We start from the raw sequence: 16,641 nt of genomic DNA, 5'->3' as shown, positions 1-16,641 counted from the left end.
CCTTTATTTATTGAGATTAAAAAGCACATTCCAAAATGATGTTGTTGCACCACTTATTTCGACATCTTGTCCATCAACTGTAACTGAAGCATTATTAACATTAGAAAATTGTAGATTAAATGCCGTTGTTCCCGCTGGAATTTCTACTGTTTTACTGCCACTAGCCAATGTTTCATTTAGCAAAATGTTACTACTAGCATCATTGACCTTAACTGAAGTACCTGTGTTTTTCGCTGTTATAACAACTGTATGTTTTTTAGTATTTTCATTAGACAAATTATAGATTGTCGTCTGCAAACTTGTATCTGTTTCTGGTGTACCTAAATCAAGTTTCGAAGATTCCTCACTTGAACTAGAAGCAGATGACTTCGATGCTGATGATTTACTAGAAGATTTGGAAACCTCAGAAGTAGAAACAGAGATATTACCGCCGTTAGATGTCTGTTGAGAATTGGTCCCTATATGTGTCAATACAAACCAAATAACTATTAAAGCCACAAGAATCAATAGCCCCAAACCAATTGTTGGGATAGAATTTGCCAACCGTGATCTTGCTGTTGGGGTGTTGTCTATCCCAGCACGAACAATACCATCATTATCCCTGTGTGCCCGGCTCAGATCGCTAGTTCGAGACATAGAAATTGGTTTTGTTTCTCCTAATAACTCATCAGGATGTAACCCAACAGCTAATGCATATTGCCGAATAAAAGCACGGACGTAAAAATCACCAGGTAACACGCTAAGATTGTTTTCCTCAATAGCTAATAAATACCGGCGTTGAATTTTTGTAATTTCTTGGATATCATCCAATGATAATTGTTTTTCTAAGCGAGCAGCCTTCAGTTGTTCACCTATTTGATTTGTTAAAGTTTCATTCATAATAGCCCACAAGACTACTTATGCAACACAAATCGTTGCAACGTAGCATTTCGATATATTTTATCCGCTGTTACAAGAATGTCATCAAATGTTAAATCTTGTAACAACTCTATCTTATCAAAAAGATTAGTTCCAAACAAGACATCATCACCTTGCAAAGCCATATTTTCTAAGGAATTCAATTTCTGAATTCCCTCACCAACTGTAGCTCTTCGTAGTGACTCAAACGCATTTTGTTGATTTTCTAAAACATTTTGATAATTATTAATTTGATTTTGAATTTCTTGTGTCAGAACGTCATAATCGTCCGTTTCCGCAAAAAAGCTCACATACTGATAATGTTTTATAATATCAAACGATGTGTCAAATTCTGTATCAATAATACCATGACTATATAAATTCTGATACCAATCCGTTTGTTCGCCAAACAATAGATCATCCAAAATATCAGCGATTAAAATACGTTTGGTTGCCTCTGTACCAACGACTTGGTTCTGATCAAGCCGGATACCAAATGCAACTTTAGGGCGTGAAACATTAAAGTAGCGTTCCGACTGCCGTTCTTTTGCTGGTAAAACTTTTTCTGGGAAACGGGTTAACTTCTTAGAACGTAAATCTTTTTTGAATTGATTCTCTTTAACAACTGCTAATATTTCTTCAGGATTAAAATGCCCCACAATGTGTAGTGTCAGCTGTGTAGGTTGATAAAATGCAGAATGAATAGCATACAGTAGTTCAGGTGTGATGGTTGCAATCGTTTCACGTGTCCCAGCGATATCTTTAGCAATTGACGAGTCTGGATATAATGTGTTCAATAATCCCATATAGAGTGCCCAATTAGGGTCATCATCATACATTTGTATTTCTTGCCCAATAATTCCCTGTTCTTTTTCTACTGTTTGCTTTGAAAAATAAGGCGTTTGAACAAAGTCTAGTAAATGCGTTAAGGCAGGTATTAAGTTTTGAGTAGTTGAAAACAGATAACTTGTTTGATAAGCATTGGTAAATGCATTAGCATCAGCCCCCAATTCGCCAAATCTTGCGAATGCATCTTCATTTTCTTTTTCAAATAGCTTGTGTTCCAGAAAATGTGCTGTTCCAGCGGGAATTTGAATTGGTTGTTCATCATCGATAACAAATTTTTGCTCTAACGCACCATAAGCCGTTGTTAACACAGCAAAAGTTTTATGGTAATTAAACTTCGGAACCATCACTATTGATAGACCATTATCTAACGTTTCTGTAATCACATCTTCTTTTAACTTTAGATAATGTTTTGTTTTCATATTAGACCTCAGGCAATAATATATAACGACTTTGAAGTGAAATCTTCTGAGCAGCATTTTGAATGTCGTCAGCAGTCACAGACTGAATTCGATTAATCCATTCCTGTTCACTCGTTTCTCTTCTTGTGAGTAATCGAGAAAAAGCAACTTCCATTTGACTTGCAGGTGAGTCACGTTGACTTAAGTAATCACTAATTAAGCTCATCTTAATCGCATCAACTGTCTGATTATCAAAGTCGCCCTCTTGAATGGCTTTAATTTGTTCTTGTATCATCGTGTCCGTCTGATGCACTTTTGTAGTATCCAAGCCAGCCGCAATAGTTAAAAATCCAGTATCGTGTTGCCAGCGAGAATAAATGCTATATGCTAGTGACTCCTTCTCGCGCACATTCATAAATAATTTTGATAGTGGCGTACCACCCAACAACGAGTTCATGACCATAACAGCAAAACGCTGATCATCGAATGGCTTAATATTTAATTGATAAGCCATGGTAAGCATAGCCTGATTAAGCGAAGTTTTATGCTCAACTAATTCACTAAGATGTAATCGAGAGGCTTGCCTATAAAATGGCTCTCTTTCTTCCTTAGCTTGATGAGGTACAATCGGCCACTTTTCTATTAATGAAATAATTTGCTGTTGATTAATATCACCAAGCACAACGATATTCATAGCATCGTCGTTAAGCATGTTCTGATAAGCTTGATAGACACCAGATGGATTTAAATGAGCAACAGTTTCTTCATTACCACTAGCGGATACACGCATGCCAGATTTATCATAAGTTATTTCACGAAGTTTAGCCACCGCGTAACGACTTTTGTCATCTTTAACGCTGGCAAGTTCATTTATTAGGCTTTGCTGCTCATTGGCAAATACTTGTTCATCGAATGCATGATTCTCCGCCAAAGGATTAAATATCATCTCGCTTAAAAAATCAAAAGCTTCGGTCAGGAGCTGTTTTCCCCCCACTATGTAGGTAGGTGCCGGTATTTGCAAAGTAAAGCGTACATGATGCGTTTGGCCAATGCGAAAAACATCAGTTTGATATTGGGCACCATACAAATCAATTGTTTTTTGCGCCACTTGTTGTTGCGTTTTATAACGCGCCGAGCTAACAGCAGTCAAATAAGACACTAATGCACGTGCACTAATATTCTCAGGCTCAACTGCCGTTGAAAAATCAACGGCGATGTGCAATGTTTTAAATTGTGTAGTTGGCAGAATCACAAGATTCGCGCCATGATTAATAATTGTTTTTTTCATAGTATTGGTGAGAAAAGTCTACTAAACTTTTGCTTAAATTTCATCCAAGCAGACTGTTTCTCAAAATATTCCATTGTTAATTTTGTGGACTTTAATACGTCTTGCTCAAATAAATCTTCTAAATCAGCTGCAAAGTCCGGATCATATATAAATGCGTTGCCTTCAAAATTAAGAGAAAATGAACGGATATCCATATTAGCTGACCCGACAGTTGCTACCTCATTATCAATAATCACAACCTTGCTATGTAAAAAGCCACCATCATAGCGATAAACTGTCGCGCCGAGATCAATTAATTCTTGAGCATAATATTCTGTTGCCCGATAAACTAAAGGATGGTCGGGTTGATTAGGTATCATTAATCTCACCTTAACCCCGGATAAAATAGCAACTTCAAGTGTTTCTAACACAGGACCATCCGGAATGAAATAAGGGGTTTGAATACTTATGCTCTCACGGGCAGAAGAAAACATTCTCATGTAACCTTGTTTGATCTGCTTCATATCGTCATCAGGACCACTGGAAACAATTTGAACCATAGACTTCCCTGGTAACGAGAAGTTTTCAGGAAAGTACTTTGTCGTCTGGGTCAATAACTCTCTACCTTCAGCGGTAGCATTCCAATCCATTAAAAATCGACTTTGCAATGATAATACTGCATCCCCAATAATTCGGGTATGCGTATCACGCCAATAACCAAATTTTTTAGATTCACCAATATATTGATCCCCTACATTAAATCCACCAATGTATCCAATTTTACCATCAATAATAGCAATTTTACGGTGATTTCTAAAATTAAAACGCAAAGTTAGTAGCTGAAAGCGTCGCATTAAGAACGGTACAGCAACACCTCCAGCTGCACGTAATTGTCTATACATTTTAGGATGTTGTCCATGAGAACCAAACTGATCGTAAATAACGCGAACCTCAACACCTTCACTAGCTTTTTCAGTTAATAGATCAACGAGTTGATGTCCTATTTTATCATCAAAAATAGAAAAATATTCTAAATGTATATGTTCCTTTGCAGCTTTAATATCTGAGAATAATTTATCAAATTTCTTTTGACCATCACTAAAAATTGTAATTTTATTACCACGTGTCAAAACTGCACGATCAGATGATAAAAATAATTTCAACAATTCTGTTGCACTGTAAGGAATAGGAAGTAAGTTCTCAATATCTTGTAACTGCTTTTTTTGATTTAAAGCAATCTGATCTAAACCACGTTGTTCTTGCGTTCGCAAACGGAATATTTTTTTACTAGAAATTCGGCTCCCCGCCAAAAAGAAGATGGCAAATCCTACAACAGGTAACAGCAAAAGGACAAGCATCCAAGCCCAAATTGTGGCAATTTCACGTTTCTGTCGAAAAACAGCAATAAAAGAAATAATGGTATTGATGACCAAAGCTATTAATATAACAATCCAAAAAGATGTTCTCAGCATATTGCCCTCCCCAGCGCAACAAAAAACTATTAATACCATTCTAACATAAAAGCAGCACCATTACGGTGCTGCCAAATTATGTGTTAATTACCAAACCATTTCGTACTATATTTTTGTAAACGACCATCTTTTTTATAAGTTGCTAATTCTTTATTTACTGCTTGTCGTAATTTTTTATCTGCTTTGCGGAAGCCAACTGCATTATCATTTACTGGGAAACCACCTGTTGTGATTGTGTAATCATCTGGGTTAGACTGATGCGCAACATAATAACGTGCATAGTCTTCATCAATCAATAAACCATCGATGCGACTCGCATTCAAATCATTGAAGGCCTTATCAAATGTATCATAGCCAATAACCTTCTGGTCTTTAACATATTGTTTCAAAACTTTAGGATACTGCGCAAAAGTTTGATCGCCACTTGAAGCCGTTTGATCTCCTAATACTTTATCTTGCATATCAGAAAACTTGTTAATGTTACTTTTCTTTAAAGTAACAAGCACTTGCGTTGCCTTGTGGTAAGGTGTTGAAAAAGCAACCTTCTTTTTCCGGTCATCTGTAATTGTATAACCATTCCAGATAGCATCAATGTTTCCGGTATTTAATTCTGTTTCTTTCATTGACCAATCAATGGGTTGCCATTTGACCTTGATTCCCAAACTCTTGAACACAGCAGTCGCCAAATCAACATCAAATCCTACTAATTTACCCGATTTATCGCGAAATCCCATTGGTACAAATGTATCATCTAGACCAATTGTAATTTGCTTTTCCCTCTTGATTCGTGACCATTGATCTGTTTTCACTACTGTCTGTTCTGTACTTTTGCTTTTTTGGGAATTATTAGATAAAGAGAGAGCTGCCATAATGACCAGTGCGATAAATAAAGTACCAACAATACTATTAACAACAATCTTCTTTTTCATGCTTGGCATTAGCGTTTTACCTCCGTTGCAAAATCAAACACGCGATCAGAAACCATTTCAGCAAATGGCTGATCGTGCGTAATAATAACTTGTGTTACACCACGCTTCTTAAGCGTTTTAACAACATCAGCGACTTGGTGTGTCGATGCTTCATCCAATCCACTTGTAGGTTCATCATATGCCAAAATTTTCGGGTCCATGGCTAGTGCACGTGCAATTGCTGCACGCTGCTTCTGACCACCTGATAATTGATAGGGAAACAAATTAGCTTTATCTAACATGCCTAAGGATTCCAAAAGCTCCTGCCCTTTTTCAACGGCCTTTGATGAAGACTGTTTATTAACATTAATAGGTGCTAACGTGATATTGTCAATGACTGTGTAGTTTGGGAATAGATTAAAGTCTTGAAAAATCATGCCAATATTCGTATCGGAGCTTTCACCTTTAATATCGATGTTTTCACCATTTAAAATAATTTCGCCATCATCTGCAGTTTCTAATCCCGCCATAATTTTAATTAAGGTTGTTTTACCAATACCAGATGGGCCGACAATGCTTAATACTTCACCATCATGTACTGTTAAATTCAGGGATTTGAAGATCACGTTTTGATCATATTTTTTAGTTAAGTTTTTGATTTCTAACATTAAATTACCTCCATTTATTCAAAACTGTTTCACTACGGCGCAATAATAATGTGACAACCGCCGTCATAATTAAATATATCAATCCAACTAATAGGTATGGCATCAAAGTGACGTCACGACTAGCCGCAATATTTCCTGCTCGCAAAATGTCTCCTAGGCCAATAACATAAACTAAAGAAGTGTCTTTGACCAAGTTAATCACTTCATTACCAAATGAAGGAACAACAATCTTGATTACTTGTGGCAAAATTATTTTGAAAAATGTTTGAATTTTACTAAAGCCAAGTACTTTAGCAGCATCATATTGCCCTCTTGGGACTGATTGTAGTCCACCACGGAAAATTTCAGCAAGATAGGCTGCATAATTAATAATAAACGCTATGATAGCAGCTTCAAATCGTGGAAATGCTATACCCATCATTCCAAGACCGTAGTAGATAAAAATCAATTGTAAAAGTAGCGGCGTACCACGCATAATCCAGATATAACCGTTAATCAACCAACGTATTGTAAAGTAAGGTGATTTCATCCCTAAGGACACTAAAATTCCCAATGGTACAGATCCAATGATTGTTAGGAAAAACACCCCTAGCGTCGTTTTTAGTCCAGCCAATAAACTGGGAAGAATTGTAGTTAGATAACTCATAATTGAAACTCCTTTGTTGAATTGCGCTTATAACTCATATATTTTAACGAGAAAGAACAATCACATTTATAATGTATTTATAAAACGAAAAAATCCTCTTACAGTATTTCTACTGCAAGAGGACGCAAAAGCGTGGTTCCACCTCGAATTCAACTTTTGCTCACACAAAAGTTCTCCACCAGTCTTCTAACCAATTAAAAACGCCCCCAAATACAAGAAATGTATTTAGAGGGCGTTTCATCGCGGTTCCACCTCTTTGTTATGCTACTATCACTAGTAGCATCTCAATAAGTCAAAGACTGTTATGTGATAACGGACACTTCCGATAAAGCTTACTTTGTTCAGCTTTATACTCATAGATGTGTTTCGTACAATTTAACTATTTGCTCACAGCGACCGCAAATTCTCTTCTAAATTAAAATGAACTACTCTTCTATTCAACGTTTTACTATATGGTCATAATTATACTATAAAAAGATAACTTGTCAACGTAGAAACTGAAATAAAGACCATACTGGATAATATGATACAGTCGCAAAAAATAGATTTAATATTGCTGTTGGCAATACCTCGTACAATAAAAACGATGATACGCTAACATTAGCAATTCCAGTAACAAATCCACTGACATAAGAAATTAGTAGGTAAATAAGCAAGCCAGCTAAATATAAAAGCAAGCCACTTACTAGACGTTCATCTAGCACTTTATGCAATTGCTTCATCACAGCTACCGCAGCAATAAATGCAAAGGTATATGTACCAAAAATGCCAGTATAGTACATATCAAACAATATACCAATGACTACAACATAAAACCATAAAGGTAGCTCGTTTTCAACATCAAATTGGACACCCAAAAAGAGCCAACCAAGTGTCAAAGTGGGTAAAATGTGCCAAGGAAATTGTGTAAATAGCCCCCCCATACTAGACATGAATGTTCCATCAACAAACAATATCAAAAATAATAACACAGGATAAATCACACGCATTCTCGTCAATTGCCAAAATGCCATTAATTTGCTCCTATCTGTGAAATTGCAACCATAACTGTAGTGATATTACCTAGATCAGCCGCAGGTTCAATGTATATTTTCTTGGATAAACCATAATCATCCGTCGTAACACTAGCAACCTTACCAACATACAGTCCGGCTGGAATAACACCACCGAGGCCAGAAGTTTCAACTAAATCACCTTTACTGATTTTATTATTTGATGTGACTTGCCCCATAATTAATTGATTTTTCTCACGGTTAAAACTTGTTACAATGCCATTAACATCACCATCATCACCCTTAATTTTAATCGCAAATCTATTAGCGTCGGAACTAGTATCAGAAATCAAAGCCACTTTTGAATTAGTTGTGTTTACTTCACTGATACGGCCAATAATTCCGGCACCTGCAAGCACTGGCATTCCTTTTTTCAAGCCCGAATTGGATCCTTCATCAATAACTAATTGTGACTGCCATGTTGTCGGTGAACGACTAATGGTCACAGCCGAAACTGTTTTATAATCTGTCAATGTAGCTTTTAGTTTTAATTGTTGCTTCAGAGATTTGTTCTCTTCTTCAACTGTTTGTAAGTGAACCTTGTCTTGAGCAAATTCATCAATTTTAGATTTCAACCTTTTATTTTCTTCAAATGTATCTAACAGGTTACTAATACTATTTGCTGTACGCCCAACTGCAGTCGTTGGGACAGCAATAATACGACTAACACCACCAGCTAAATCATTCCCGAAACGCTGTAAAAAAGGTGGCGTATTCGTTCTTTTAGCCCACCAATTTGATCCGGCAATTAAACTTACAATTATTATAAACGCAACAATTATTGATACCAACGTGCGTGACGAAAATATTTTTTTCATGTATTTCCCCAAAAAGTCAGTTACCACTTCTAAAAACAGTTGAGCGTTTCATCTATTTTCAATGGTATGCTACCTTGTTTTACTTAGAAACTTTTATTTGACATTAATTCTTGAAAATAAATAATAGCGTAGCGCAAGCGCCACGCTATTTTAAACTACCATTACTTTTGTCGCATGACATCAATAGATTTCAACGCTTCTCCAGTACCAATAGCAACTGCATCTAATGGCTCGTTAGCTATTAAGACTGGTACCTTGGTTGCATTTTGAATAATTTTTTCAATGTCGCGTAATAATGCCCCACCACCGGTCAAAATCATACCGTGATCAATAACATCTGCAGCTAATTCAGGTTGAGTCGATTCTAACGTCTCACGAATAGCCGCCACGATTTCTTGCACTGGTTCTTGAATTGATGTGGCTACATCTTCAGCGGTAACATCAATTGTCTTAGGCAAACCAGTCAACAAGTCGCGACCTCTGACCGTAGCATTTGGCAAGGTACGTGCTAAAGCAAGTGATGCAGCACCAATTTCAATTTTGAGTCTTTCAGCTGTCGGCTCACCAATGGTAACGTTATATTTGTTGCGAACAAAATTAGCAATTGCTTCGTCCAGCTTGTCTCCGGCTATACGGATTGAACGGCTTGAAACAATTCCACCTAATGAAATTGTCGCGACATCAGTCGTTCCGCCGCCCATGTCAACAACCATTGATCCAGTAGGATCCATAACTGGTAGCCCGGCACCAACCGCTGCGGCAAAGGGCTCCTCTATGACATAAGCGTCACGCGCGCCAGCAACACGAGCAGCATCAATAACAGCACGTCTTTCGACAGCTGTTACACCCGAAGGAACGCCAATTGTTACATAAGGTTTGCCAATACGACCGCCAAGTGCTTTTTGCAAATAGTAGCGAATCATCGCAACAGTTGTATCGTAATCGGCAATAACACCATCACGCATCGGACGGATAGCAGCGATACTTGCAGGCGTTCGGCCTAACATGTCTTTAGCTTCAGAACCTACAGCAACGACTTCATTGGTTTGTGTATTGCGTGCCACTACTGATGGTTCACGCAATATGATGCCACGACCTTCGATATATACATATGTGTTAGCGGTACCCAAATCGATACCAACATTTTTTTGTCCAAATGAAAATGCCACTGTACTGCCCCTTATCGTGTTACGACTGCTATTGCAACACATTTAAATTTTACTTAACTTATAATATTGTAGCATAAAAATGGTTTAATTCGCACATCAATTTGAGCGAACATAAGTAACTTTACCGTGAGGGTGAGCAATACCACGAATAGTATTCTGATATGCGAAATTTGCCCATGCCTTTTGAAATTCCGGAAACACTGCTGGTGTTACTTCAATTTCGTCTATTTTTCCATCACGCAAATCATTTAGTGCTTGTGTATAATTCATAATTCACCTCATAGACAGTATAACATTTTTAAAATTAGCACTCTACTTTAAAGAGTGCTAATTTTAATTGCATTTTTCTTAAATCGTGCTATAATTAAAGCATAACCTACAGAAAGGAATCGTGTGCAATACTGTGGTGAAATGCAATAACTGTATTCCATGGTGCTTCACACTAAGTAAAAGATATGGCACAACAAGATTCGTTTGGTTTTGGTAATTTAGATGAAATGTTTCGCGCAATGAACGAACAAATGGCGCAAGCACAAGGACAACAAAATACACAAGCACAAAAAAATAATAATGGTAATAAAAAAAGACGCTTGCTTGATGAATTTGGTATTAATTTAACTAAGCAAGCTCGCGATGGAAAGCTCGACCCTGTTATCGGCCGAGATGATGAAGTTGCTCGCACAATTGAAATTTTAAATCGTCGTACAAAGAATAATCCAGTACTAATTGGTGAACCTGGTGTTGGTAAAACAGCTATTGTTGAAGGCCTTGCACAAGCTATTGTGGCTGGAAAGGTACCTGAAAAATTACAGCATAAAGAAGTTATTCGTTTGGAAATGTCGGCTTTGGTTCAAGGTACGAGCATGCGTGGTCAATTCGAAGCACGGATGCGTGAATTAATGAAAGAAGTTACGAACAGCGATGATGTCATCTTGTTCATTGATGAAATTCATGAAATTATGGGTGCCGGAAATGCTGAGGGTGGTATGGATGCAGGTAATATTTTGAAGCCTGCCCTAGCTCGTGGTGAGTTCCAATTAATCGGTGCAACAACTTTAAACGAGTATCGAAAGATTGAAAAAGATGGTGCTATTGCCCGTCGTTTCCAACCAGTGCAAGTTGAAGAACCTTCTAAAGAAGAAACTATCACGATTTTGGAAGGAATTAGTGAACGATATGAAAAGTATCACTATGTTACATTCAGTGATTCTGCGCTCCAAGCAGCTGTTGAACTATCTGATCGTTATATTCCAGAAAGATTCCTACCGGATAAAGCAATTGATTTACTTGATGAAGCTGGCTCACGTAAAAATTTGACAATGAAAGTTGCAGATCCCAAAACTATTCAAGTGAACATCGAAGCGGCTGATAAATTAAAGCAAGAAGCGATTGATAAAGAAGATTTTGAAAAGGCTAGTTATTGGCGTGATCAGGTAAACCAACTTGAGTCGCAAAAGGCACAAGTCGAGGCTCACCCCGAGATGTCAAAGCCACAAACAGTAACAGAGCAAGACATCTTAAAAATTGTTGAAGATAAAACCGATATTCCTGTCGGAGCTTTAAAAGAAAACGAGGCTAATCAACTAAAAGATTTGGATAAAAACTTATCGAAACATGTTATTGGTCAAGATGAGGCAGTAGAAAAAGTAGTCAAGGCGATTCGCCGTAATCGTATTGGTCTAACAAAATCTGGTCGTCCAATTGGATCATTCCTATTTGTCGGGCCGACCGGTGTTGGTAAAACTGAAACTGCCAAGCAATTAGCTAAGGAAATGTTTGGTAGCAAAGATGCAATGATTCGTTTCGACATGTCAGAGTACATGGAAAAACATACCGTTTCTAAAATGATTGGTGCTCCTGCCGGTTATGTCGGTTACGAAGAGGCTGGTCAATTAACAGAACAAGTTCGCCGTCGCCCATACTCATTGGTACTCTTTGATGAAGTAGAAAAAGCACATCCGGATGTAATGAATATGTTCTTGCAGATTCTTGATGATGGCCGTCTAACTGATGCACAAGGTCACATAGTGAGTTTCAAAGATACTGTCATTATTATGACTTCTAACGCTGGTTCAACAGATACAGGAAATACGCCTGTGGGATTCGCCCAAGTTGATCAACAAAATCGTTTGATGCAACGTTTGGAAAATTATTTCCGTCCAGAATTCTTGAACCGTTTAGACGATATCATTGATTTCCAACCTTTGTCACAAGATCATTTACTAAAGATTGTCGACTTACTATTGACTGATATGAATGATAACTTGTCTGACAACGATTTGCACATTGATTTAAGCACTGCTGCTAAGAAGAAATTAGTGGAGCTCGGTTATGACCCTGCAATGGGTGCTCGACCTCTCCGTCGTGTCATGCAAGACAAAATTGCCGATGGTATCGCTGATTTCTACTTAGAACACCCAAATGTTCATCATTTGCAAGCTGACATTGTTAATAACGAATTTGTTATTAGTGAAGTTAAGCCCGAACCAGTTACTGTAAATAAAATTTAACTTGCGTGTGATATGAAACGACTTTCGGGTCGTTTTTTGTTTGTGATATAATGTGTAGGTATATTCAAAGGGGAAATTATGGCAAATACATCGCCCGTATGGGTTTATTACAAAAATATAGCAACTGGTGATGAGTTACACGAACCAACAAGACTAGATGGCGAGGCAGGCGCACCCTACGAAATCGCCATTTTAGATATCGACAATTATCAGTATATAGATAATTCAGGATCTTTGGCGGGATTGTTTGGTAGCCTACCTCAGTCATTAGAGCTTTATTATCGGCCACAAGTATGGCAAGCTGTACACCGTATTAACATGTTCATCGAAACGGTAACCAGTGTACAGGTTTTTCTAGAGCCAGATAATTTATCAAACGTTACGACAAACTTAAACCCAAATACTTTTTGGGCAACTCAATTACGCGCTATTTCTGGTAATGGTCAATTTTGGTATCAAATTGGTGACTATCATTGGATTCGTTATGATGCTACCCAAATGAAACTGTCAGACACAGCTCCGGAAGTTGAAAATATTAACTATTTTAATGATGCAGAAAAAAGTAAAAGCAATCAGCCTAACGCGGTTGTTAATTTCCTTCCTGATAGATCTATAGAAGTCTATGCTGAACCTTATGGGCTGCCAATCGGTAGTGTTTCCGATAGTGATTTTGTGGCAATAACGGAAGAAGTTCATGATGATAATAACATTGTTTGGTATAAAATAGCTACTAAAGGATGGATTAACAGTATTTATATTAATAAGCTATAAAAAAATCGACCAAGTTGGTCGATTTTTTTAATCTAATATTGTTGTCGTAAATGTTTTGTCACCTGAATTACGAATTAGAATTGCTTGCATTTCATTGGCTGCTTTAATAATTATTCGAATCGGAACATTTGTTGGTAAGTACTTTAAAGCCGATTGAGATACATATGTCGCAAAACTTTCAATCTCAGTTTGACTGTAGAACTGTGTTGTCACTGTAACTTTCATACTAGAAAGCGTACCTGATTTAAAATTAGCAACTGCCGTAGCACCAGCTATGTTAGGAAAGAAATTCGAAACATCATTTTTAAAGTTAGCAAAAGATGTGTTAGCCTCTGAACCCAAGCTCGATGTATCAGTTGACTCCTTAGGCAAAACAATAGACTTTTGATTGATGCTAGTCCATTCTTTCAATTTAGTTCCGCTACTACTTGTAGACTCTGCATAGAAGTTCCCTGGCGCTAATGAATCTGTTTTTGAATTGGCATACATGGCAATCACAATAGGCGTATCTGAATCAACCCCTTTTTGTTCTCGCACTTTTTTGATAATTTCTGGTGCAATTTTTTTACCATAGGCTATGCGATCAGCATCTGAAATATTTTGTGTATATGTAGCACCATATTGTTCTTTTTGGTATTCATCCTGTGTGTTCATCGCCACGCCAATGACCATGCCAGCTAACTTAAGGTCGTCACCATCTTTGGTCATGAAGTCCTGTTCGGTTAGTGTTTGAACATAAATCGGATTACGTGAACTATCTGTCTTGCCATTATCTTCAGGATTTAATCCATCACTATTACTGCTACTTTTACGTTCAAGTAATGAAGTAACAGTAGATGAACTCAAATATTGTCCCTCTTGAAAAATATAACTGCTCGTCTTAAAATGTGTTTTAGCCAAATCAAGCAATGATGATTCAAAGTTTTTCACATCAAGACTATTCGTCTCAGAAGTTGACGTAATACCACGAGCTGCACTCACCAAATAACGACCATTTTTGATCACTGTTTGGTACTGACCTGGTGTGCTTTGAGTCAACTGTACACCACTTGTTTTTTTACTTGTTGTTAGTGTGACACGATTCACATTGAAAAAATATAAAATGCCAACGGCGATAATCAAAATACCAACGACAATCGCTATATAACCACGAAAACCAATCCGCTTCATTATTTTCCGTCCTCTTTTACTTGTTCATCAACAAACTGTTGTTCTGTCCAAACTGTAACACCTAATTGATTAGCTTTATCAAGTTTGCTACCTGCAGCTTCTCCTGCAATAACTAAGTCTGTTTTCACTGACACTGATCCGGCGACATTAGCACCATGATCTTGCAACCATTTTGTTGCAGCAGGTCGACTACTCTGTTCTAGTTTACCAGTTAAGACTACCTTTTTGCCATAGAAAAATGAATTTTCGTCAATCACTGTATCAGATAAATATGATTGGTTAACACCAGAAGAAGCTAGTTCGACAAGTAATTGCTTAGATTCTGGCGTACTAAAGTATTGCACAATTGACTGGGCAATCGTGTGACCAATACCATTAATATTTGCAATTTCTTCAACAGAAGCTTCTGAAACAGCTGATAAGGTTCTGAACTTTTCTGCTATCAAACGAGCCGCTTTTGCACCAACCATGCGAACCCCTAAACCAAATAATAAGCGTTCAAGAGAATTTTTCTTTGAACTATTAATCGCATCAATTAATTTCACAGCTGATTTTTCTTGAAACTTGTCTAAAGTTAGTAATTGTTCAACCGTTATGCGGTAAATTGAAGCCACATCTTTAATATAGCCTGCCTTTAATAATTGACCGACAACCCTTGGTCCCATACCATCAATATTCATTGCATTCCTTGACGCAAAATGTGTTAGTCCTTCCTGAATTTGAGCTGAACAGAATGGATTAATACAGCGGAGTGCTACTTCACCTTCAATGTGAACTAAATTCGATTCACAGGCAGGACATATTGTTGGAATCTGATAAGTTTCACTATCTGTCGGACGTTTTTCTAAAATGACTTGCCCGATTTCTGGAATGATATCACCCGCTTTGTGTAGCGTAACCGTATCACCAATTTGAATATCCTTTTCCCTTAAATAATCAGGATTATGCAAACTAGCACGTTGCACAGTTGTACCCGCTAGCAAAACGGAGTCCATAACTGCAGTAGGTGTTACCGCTCCAGTTCGTCCAACAGTCCATTCAATGTCACGAACGACTGTCAAAGCTTCTTCCGGAGGAAATTTATAAGCGATAGCCCAACGTGGAATTTTAACTGTATTCCCTAAATCAAACTGTAAGTCTAGTTGATTCACTTTAACGACAACACCATCGATACCATAAGACAAGTTTTCGCGCTCCGAAGTATACTCATCAATATAGTCAGCAATATCTGCCATTTTATTGATGACACGATTGTGTGCGTCTGTTGGCAGGCCTAATTCTGCAAATCGTTCTAACGCACCACTTTGAGTTGTCACTCCTAGAATATCAGGTTCAGCCGTATAGTATACAAAAGCCGCTAAATTTCGTGACTTAGTAATTTTAACGTTCAATTGACGTAAGGAACCTGCTGCAGCATTACGAGGATTAGCAAAAGGTTCTAACCCATCAGCCTCTCGCTGCTTATTTAAAGCAGCAAAACTAGCTTTTGGCATATAAATTTCGCCACGTACCTCGATGGTTAAGGGTTCAGTCAATTTTTTTGGTATTGCTTTAATTGTTTTCACATTCGCTGTAACATCTTCACCAACGATACCATTCCCACGCGTAGAAGCTTGTACTAGTTGACCGTCAACGTAGGTCAATGCAACTGCTAAGCCATCAATTTTCAACTCTAAATTATAAGGTGCTTGATTTCCCAACGACTTGGTTGTTCTTGCATCCCAATCGTTAAGTTCGTCTAAGCTAAACACATCACCTAACGACAGCATAGGTGCAGGATGTACCACTTTTTGTAATTCAGATTTTGTATCTGCGCTACCGACATTCTGTGTTGGTGAATCTGGGGTCACATATTGTGGAAATTTTTCTTCTAATGCAATTAACCGGGCATATAATGCATCGTAAATGTAGTCCTCAACTAGTGGCGCGTCTTCTTCATAATAAGCCGTGCCATATTGTACAAGCTGCTTTTGTAATCGCGCGGTTTCTTGTTGCGCGTCTTGTGTTGTTAATTTTTCAATTGGCGTAAAATCTGGTAACATTCTC

Annotated in this window: 15 protein-coding genes and 1 other annotated feature; of the genes, 2 read left to right on the top strand and 13 right to left on the bottom strand. The window is 37.6% G+C overall.

Going from position 1 to position 16,641, the window contains the following annotated elements; translation table 11 throughout:
* Positions 1-3 precede the first annotated feature (3 nt).
* From A6B45_RS02880 to A6B45_RS10445, 11 genes are all read right to left on the bottom strand, one after another.
* Positions 4-879 carry a helix-turn-helix domain-containing protein gene (locus A6B45_RS02880; protein WP_072613260.1) on the bottom strand — a complete coding sequence of 292 codons (876 nt, stop codon included), beginning with the start codon at positions 877-879 and terminating at the stop codon, positions 4-6.
* Between the two features lie 14 nt (positions 880-893).
* Positions 894-2,165 carry an EF-P 5-aminopentanol modification-associated protein YfmH gene (gene yfmH / locus A6B45_RS02875; protein WP_072613259.1) on the bottom strand — a complete coding sequence of 424 codons (1,272 nt, stop codon included), beginning with the start codon at positions 2,163-2,165 and terminating at the stop codon, positions 894-896.
* A gap of 1 nt (position 2,166) precedes the next feature.
* Positions 2,167-3,432: an EF-P 5-aminopentanol modification-associated protein YfmF gene (yfmF, locus tag A6B45_RS02870; RefSeq protein ID WP_072613258.1), complete on the bottom strand. Its 1,266-nt coding sequence runs from the start codon at positions 3,430-3,432 to the stop codon at positions 2,167-2,169.
* On the bottom strand, positions 3,429-4,883 hold the full coding sequence (gene cls / locus A6B45_RS02865) for a cardiolipin synthase (protein ID WP_072613257.1): 1,455 nt from the start codon (positions 4,881-4,883) through the stop codon (positions 3,429-3,431). The genes yfmF and cls overlap by 4 nt, the downstream gene beginning before the upstream one ends.
* An 83-nt stretch (positions 4,884-4,966) precedes the next feature.
* Positions 4,967-5,821, bottom strand: coding sequence for an amino acid ABC transporter substrate-binding protein (locus A6B45_RS02860; RefSeq protein WP_072613256.1), 855 nt, complete (start codon positions 5,819-5,821; stop codon positions 4,967-4,969).
* A complete protein-coding gene (locus tag A6B45_RS02855; RefSeq protein WP_072613255.1) occupies positions 5,821-6,459 on the bottom strand; it encodes an amino acid ABC transporter ATP-binding protein in 639 nt (212 codons plus the stop codon). Before A6B45_RS02855 ends, A6B45_RS02860 begins: the two co-directional genes overlap by 1 nt.
* Before the next feature lie 4 nt (positions 6,460-6,463).
* Complete coding sequence (locus A6B45_RS02850) at positions 6,464-7,105, bottom strand: amino acid ABC transporter permease (RefSeq protein ID WP_072613254.1); 642 nt, start codon at positions 7,103-7,105, stop codon at positions 6,464-6,466.
* Between the two features lie 225 nt (positions 7,106-7,330).
* Positions 7,331-7,555, bottom strand: a binding site (T-box leader).
* A gap of 35 nt (positions 7,556-7,590) precedes the next feature.
* Positions 7,591-8,118, bottom strand: a complete 528-nt coding sequence (mreD, locus tag A6B45_RS02845) for a rod shape-determining protein MreD (RefSeq protein ID WP_072613253.1) — start codon at positions 8,116-8,118, stop codon at positions 7,591-7,593.
* Positions 8,118-8,975, bottom strand: a complete 858-nt coding sequence (gene mreC / locus A6B45_RS02840; protein WP_072613252.1) for a rod shape-determining protein MreC — start codon at positions 8,973-8,975, stop codon at positions 8,118-8,120. The genes mreD and mreC overlap by 1 nt, the downstream gene beginning before the upstream one ends.
* Before the next feature lie 161 nt (positions 8,976-9,136).
* The gene (locus A6B45_RS02835; RefSeq protein WP_072613251.1) at positions 9,137-10,144 is read right to left on the bottom strand and encodes a rod shape-determining protein; all 1,008 of its coding nucleotides are present in this window, start codon (positions 10,142-10,144) and stop codon (positions 9,137-9,139) included.
* 96 nt (positions 10,145-10,240) lie between these two features.
* Positions 10,241-10,414 (bottom strand): hypothetical protein, encoded by a 174-nt coding sequence (locus A6B45_RS10445; RefSeq protein WP_165784758.1) that lies wholly within the window; start codon positions 10,412-10,414, stop codon positions 10,241-10,243.
* A 185-nt stretch (positions 10,415-10,599) separates the two neighbouring features.
* Between A6B45_RS10445 and A6B45_RS02830 the strand changes: the two genes are divergently transcribed.
* Together A6B45_RS02830 and A6B45_RS02825 are read left to right on the top strand one after the other, a co-directional pair.
* Positions 10,600-12,654 carry an ATP-dependent Clp protease ATP-binding subunit gene (locus tag A6B45_RS02830; protein WP_072613250.1) on the top strand — a complete coding sequence of 685 codons (2,055 nt, stop codon included), beginning with the start codon at positions 10,600-10,602 and terminating at the stop codon, positions 12,652-12,654.
* Positions 12,655-12,732: 78 nt separating this feature from the next.
* The gene (locus A6B45_RS02825) at positions 12,733-13,425 is read left to right on the top strand and encodes a MucBP domain-containing protein (protein ID WP_072613249.1); all 693 of its coding nucleotides are present in this window, start codon (positions 12,733-12,735) and stop codon (positions 13,423-13,425) included.
* A gap of 27 nt (positions 13,426-13,452) precedes the next feature.
* Here A6B45_RS02825 and A6B45_RS02820 read toward each other — a convergent pair whose 3' ends face one another.
* The gene (locus A6B45_RS02820; protein WP_072613248.1) at positions 13,453-14,595 is read right to left on the bottom strand and encodes a CamS family sex pheromone protein; all 1,143 of its coding nucleotides are present in this window, start codon (positions 14,593-14,595) and stop codon (positions 13,453-13,455) included.
* Positions 14,595-16,637 carry an NAD-dependent DNA ligase LigA gene (gene ligA / locus A6B45_RS02815; RefSeq protein WP_072613247.1) on the bottom strand — a complete coding sequence of 681 codons (2,043 nt, stop codon included), beginning with the start codon at positions 16,635-16,637 and terminating at the stop codon, positions 14,595-14,597. The genes A6B45_RS02820 and ligA overlap by 1 nt, the downstream gene beginning before the upstream one ends.
* Positions 16,638-16,641 lie beyond the last annotated feature (4 nt).

Origin of the sequence: Leuconostoc suionicum, from assembly GCF_001891125.1 — a bacterium.
GTDB classification, from domain to species: domain Bacteria; phylum Bacillota; class Bacilli; order Lactobacillales; family Lactobacillaceae; genus Leuconostoc; species Leuconostoc suionicum.
This window is presented reverse-complemented; position numbering and strand designations above follow the sequence as displayed.

Coding starts and splice junctions, on each gene's coding strand:
- A6B45_RS02880 (WP_072613260.1), bottom strand. CDS start 879: ATGAATGAAACTTTAACAAATCAAATAGGTGAACAACTGAAGGCTGCT.
- yfmH (WP_072613259.1), bottom strand. CDS start 2,165: ATGAAAACAAAACATTATCTAAAGTTAAAAGAAGATGTGATTACAGAA.
- yfmF (WP_072613258.1), bottom strand. CDS start 3,432: ATGAAAAAAACAATTATTAATCATGGCGCGAATCTTGTGATTCTGCCA.
- cls (WP_072613257.1), bottom strand. CDS start 4,883: ATGCTGAGAACATCTTTTTGGATTGTTATATTAATAGCTTTGGTCATC.
- A6B45_RS02860 (WP_072613256.1), bottom strand. CDS start 5,821: ATGCCAAGCATGAAAAAGAAGATTGTTGTTAATAGTATTGTTGGTACT.
- A6B45_RS02855 (WP_072613255.1), bottom strand. CDS start 6,459: ATGTTAGAAATCAAAAACTTAACTAAAAAATATGATCAAAACGTGATC.
- A6B45_RS02850 (WP_072613254.1), bottom strand. CDS start 7,105: ATGAGTTATCTAACTACAATTCTTCCCAGTTTATTGGCTGGACTAAAA.
- mreD (WP_072613253.1), bottom strand. CDS start 8,118: ATGGCATTTTGGCAATTGACGAGAATGCGTGTGATTTATCCTGTGTTA.
- mreC (WP_072613252.1), bottom strand. CDS start 8,975: ATGAAAAAAATATTTTCGTCACGCACGTTGGTATCAATAATTGTTGCG.
- A6B45_RS10445 (WP_165784758.1), bottom strand. CDS start 10,414: ATGAATTATACACAAGCACTAAATGATTTGCGTGATGGAAAAATAGAC.
- A6B45_RS02830 (WP_072613250.1), top strand. CDS start 10,600: ATGGCACAACAAGATTCGTTTGGTTTTGGTAATTTAGATGAAATGTTT.
- A6B45_RS02825 (WP_072613249.1), top strand. CDS start 12,733: ATGGCAAATACATCGCCCGTATGGGTTTATTACAAAAATATAGCAACT.
- A6B45_RS02820 (WP_072613248.1), bottom strand. CDS start 14,595: ATGAAGCGGATTGGTTTTCGTGGTTATATAGCGATTGTCGTTGGTATT.
- ligA (WP_072613247.1), bottom strand. CDS start 16,637: ATGTTACCAGATTTTACGCCAATTGAAAAATTAACAACACAAGACGCG.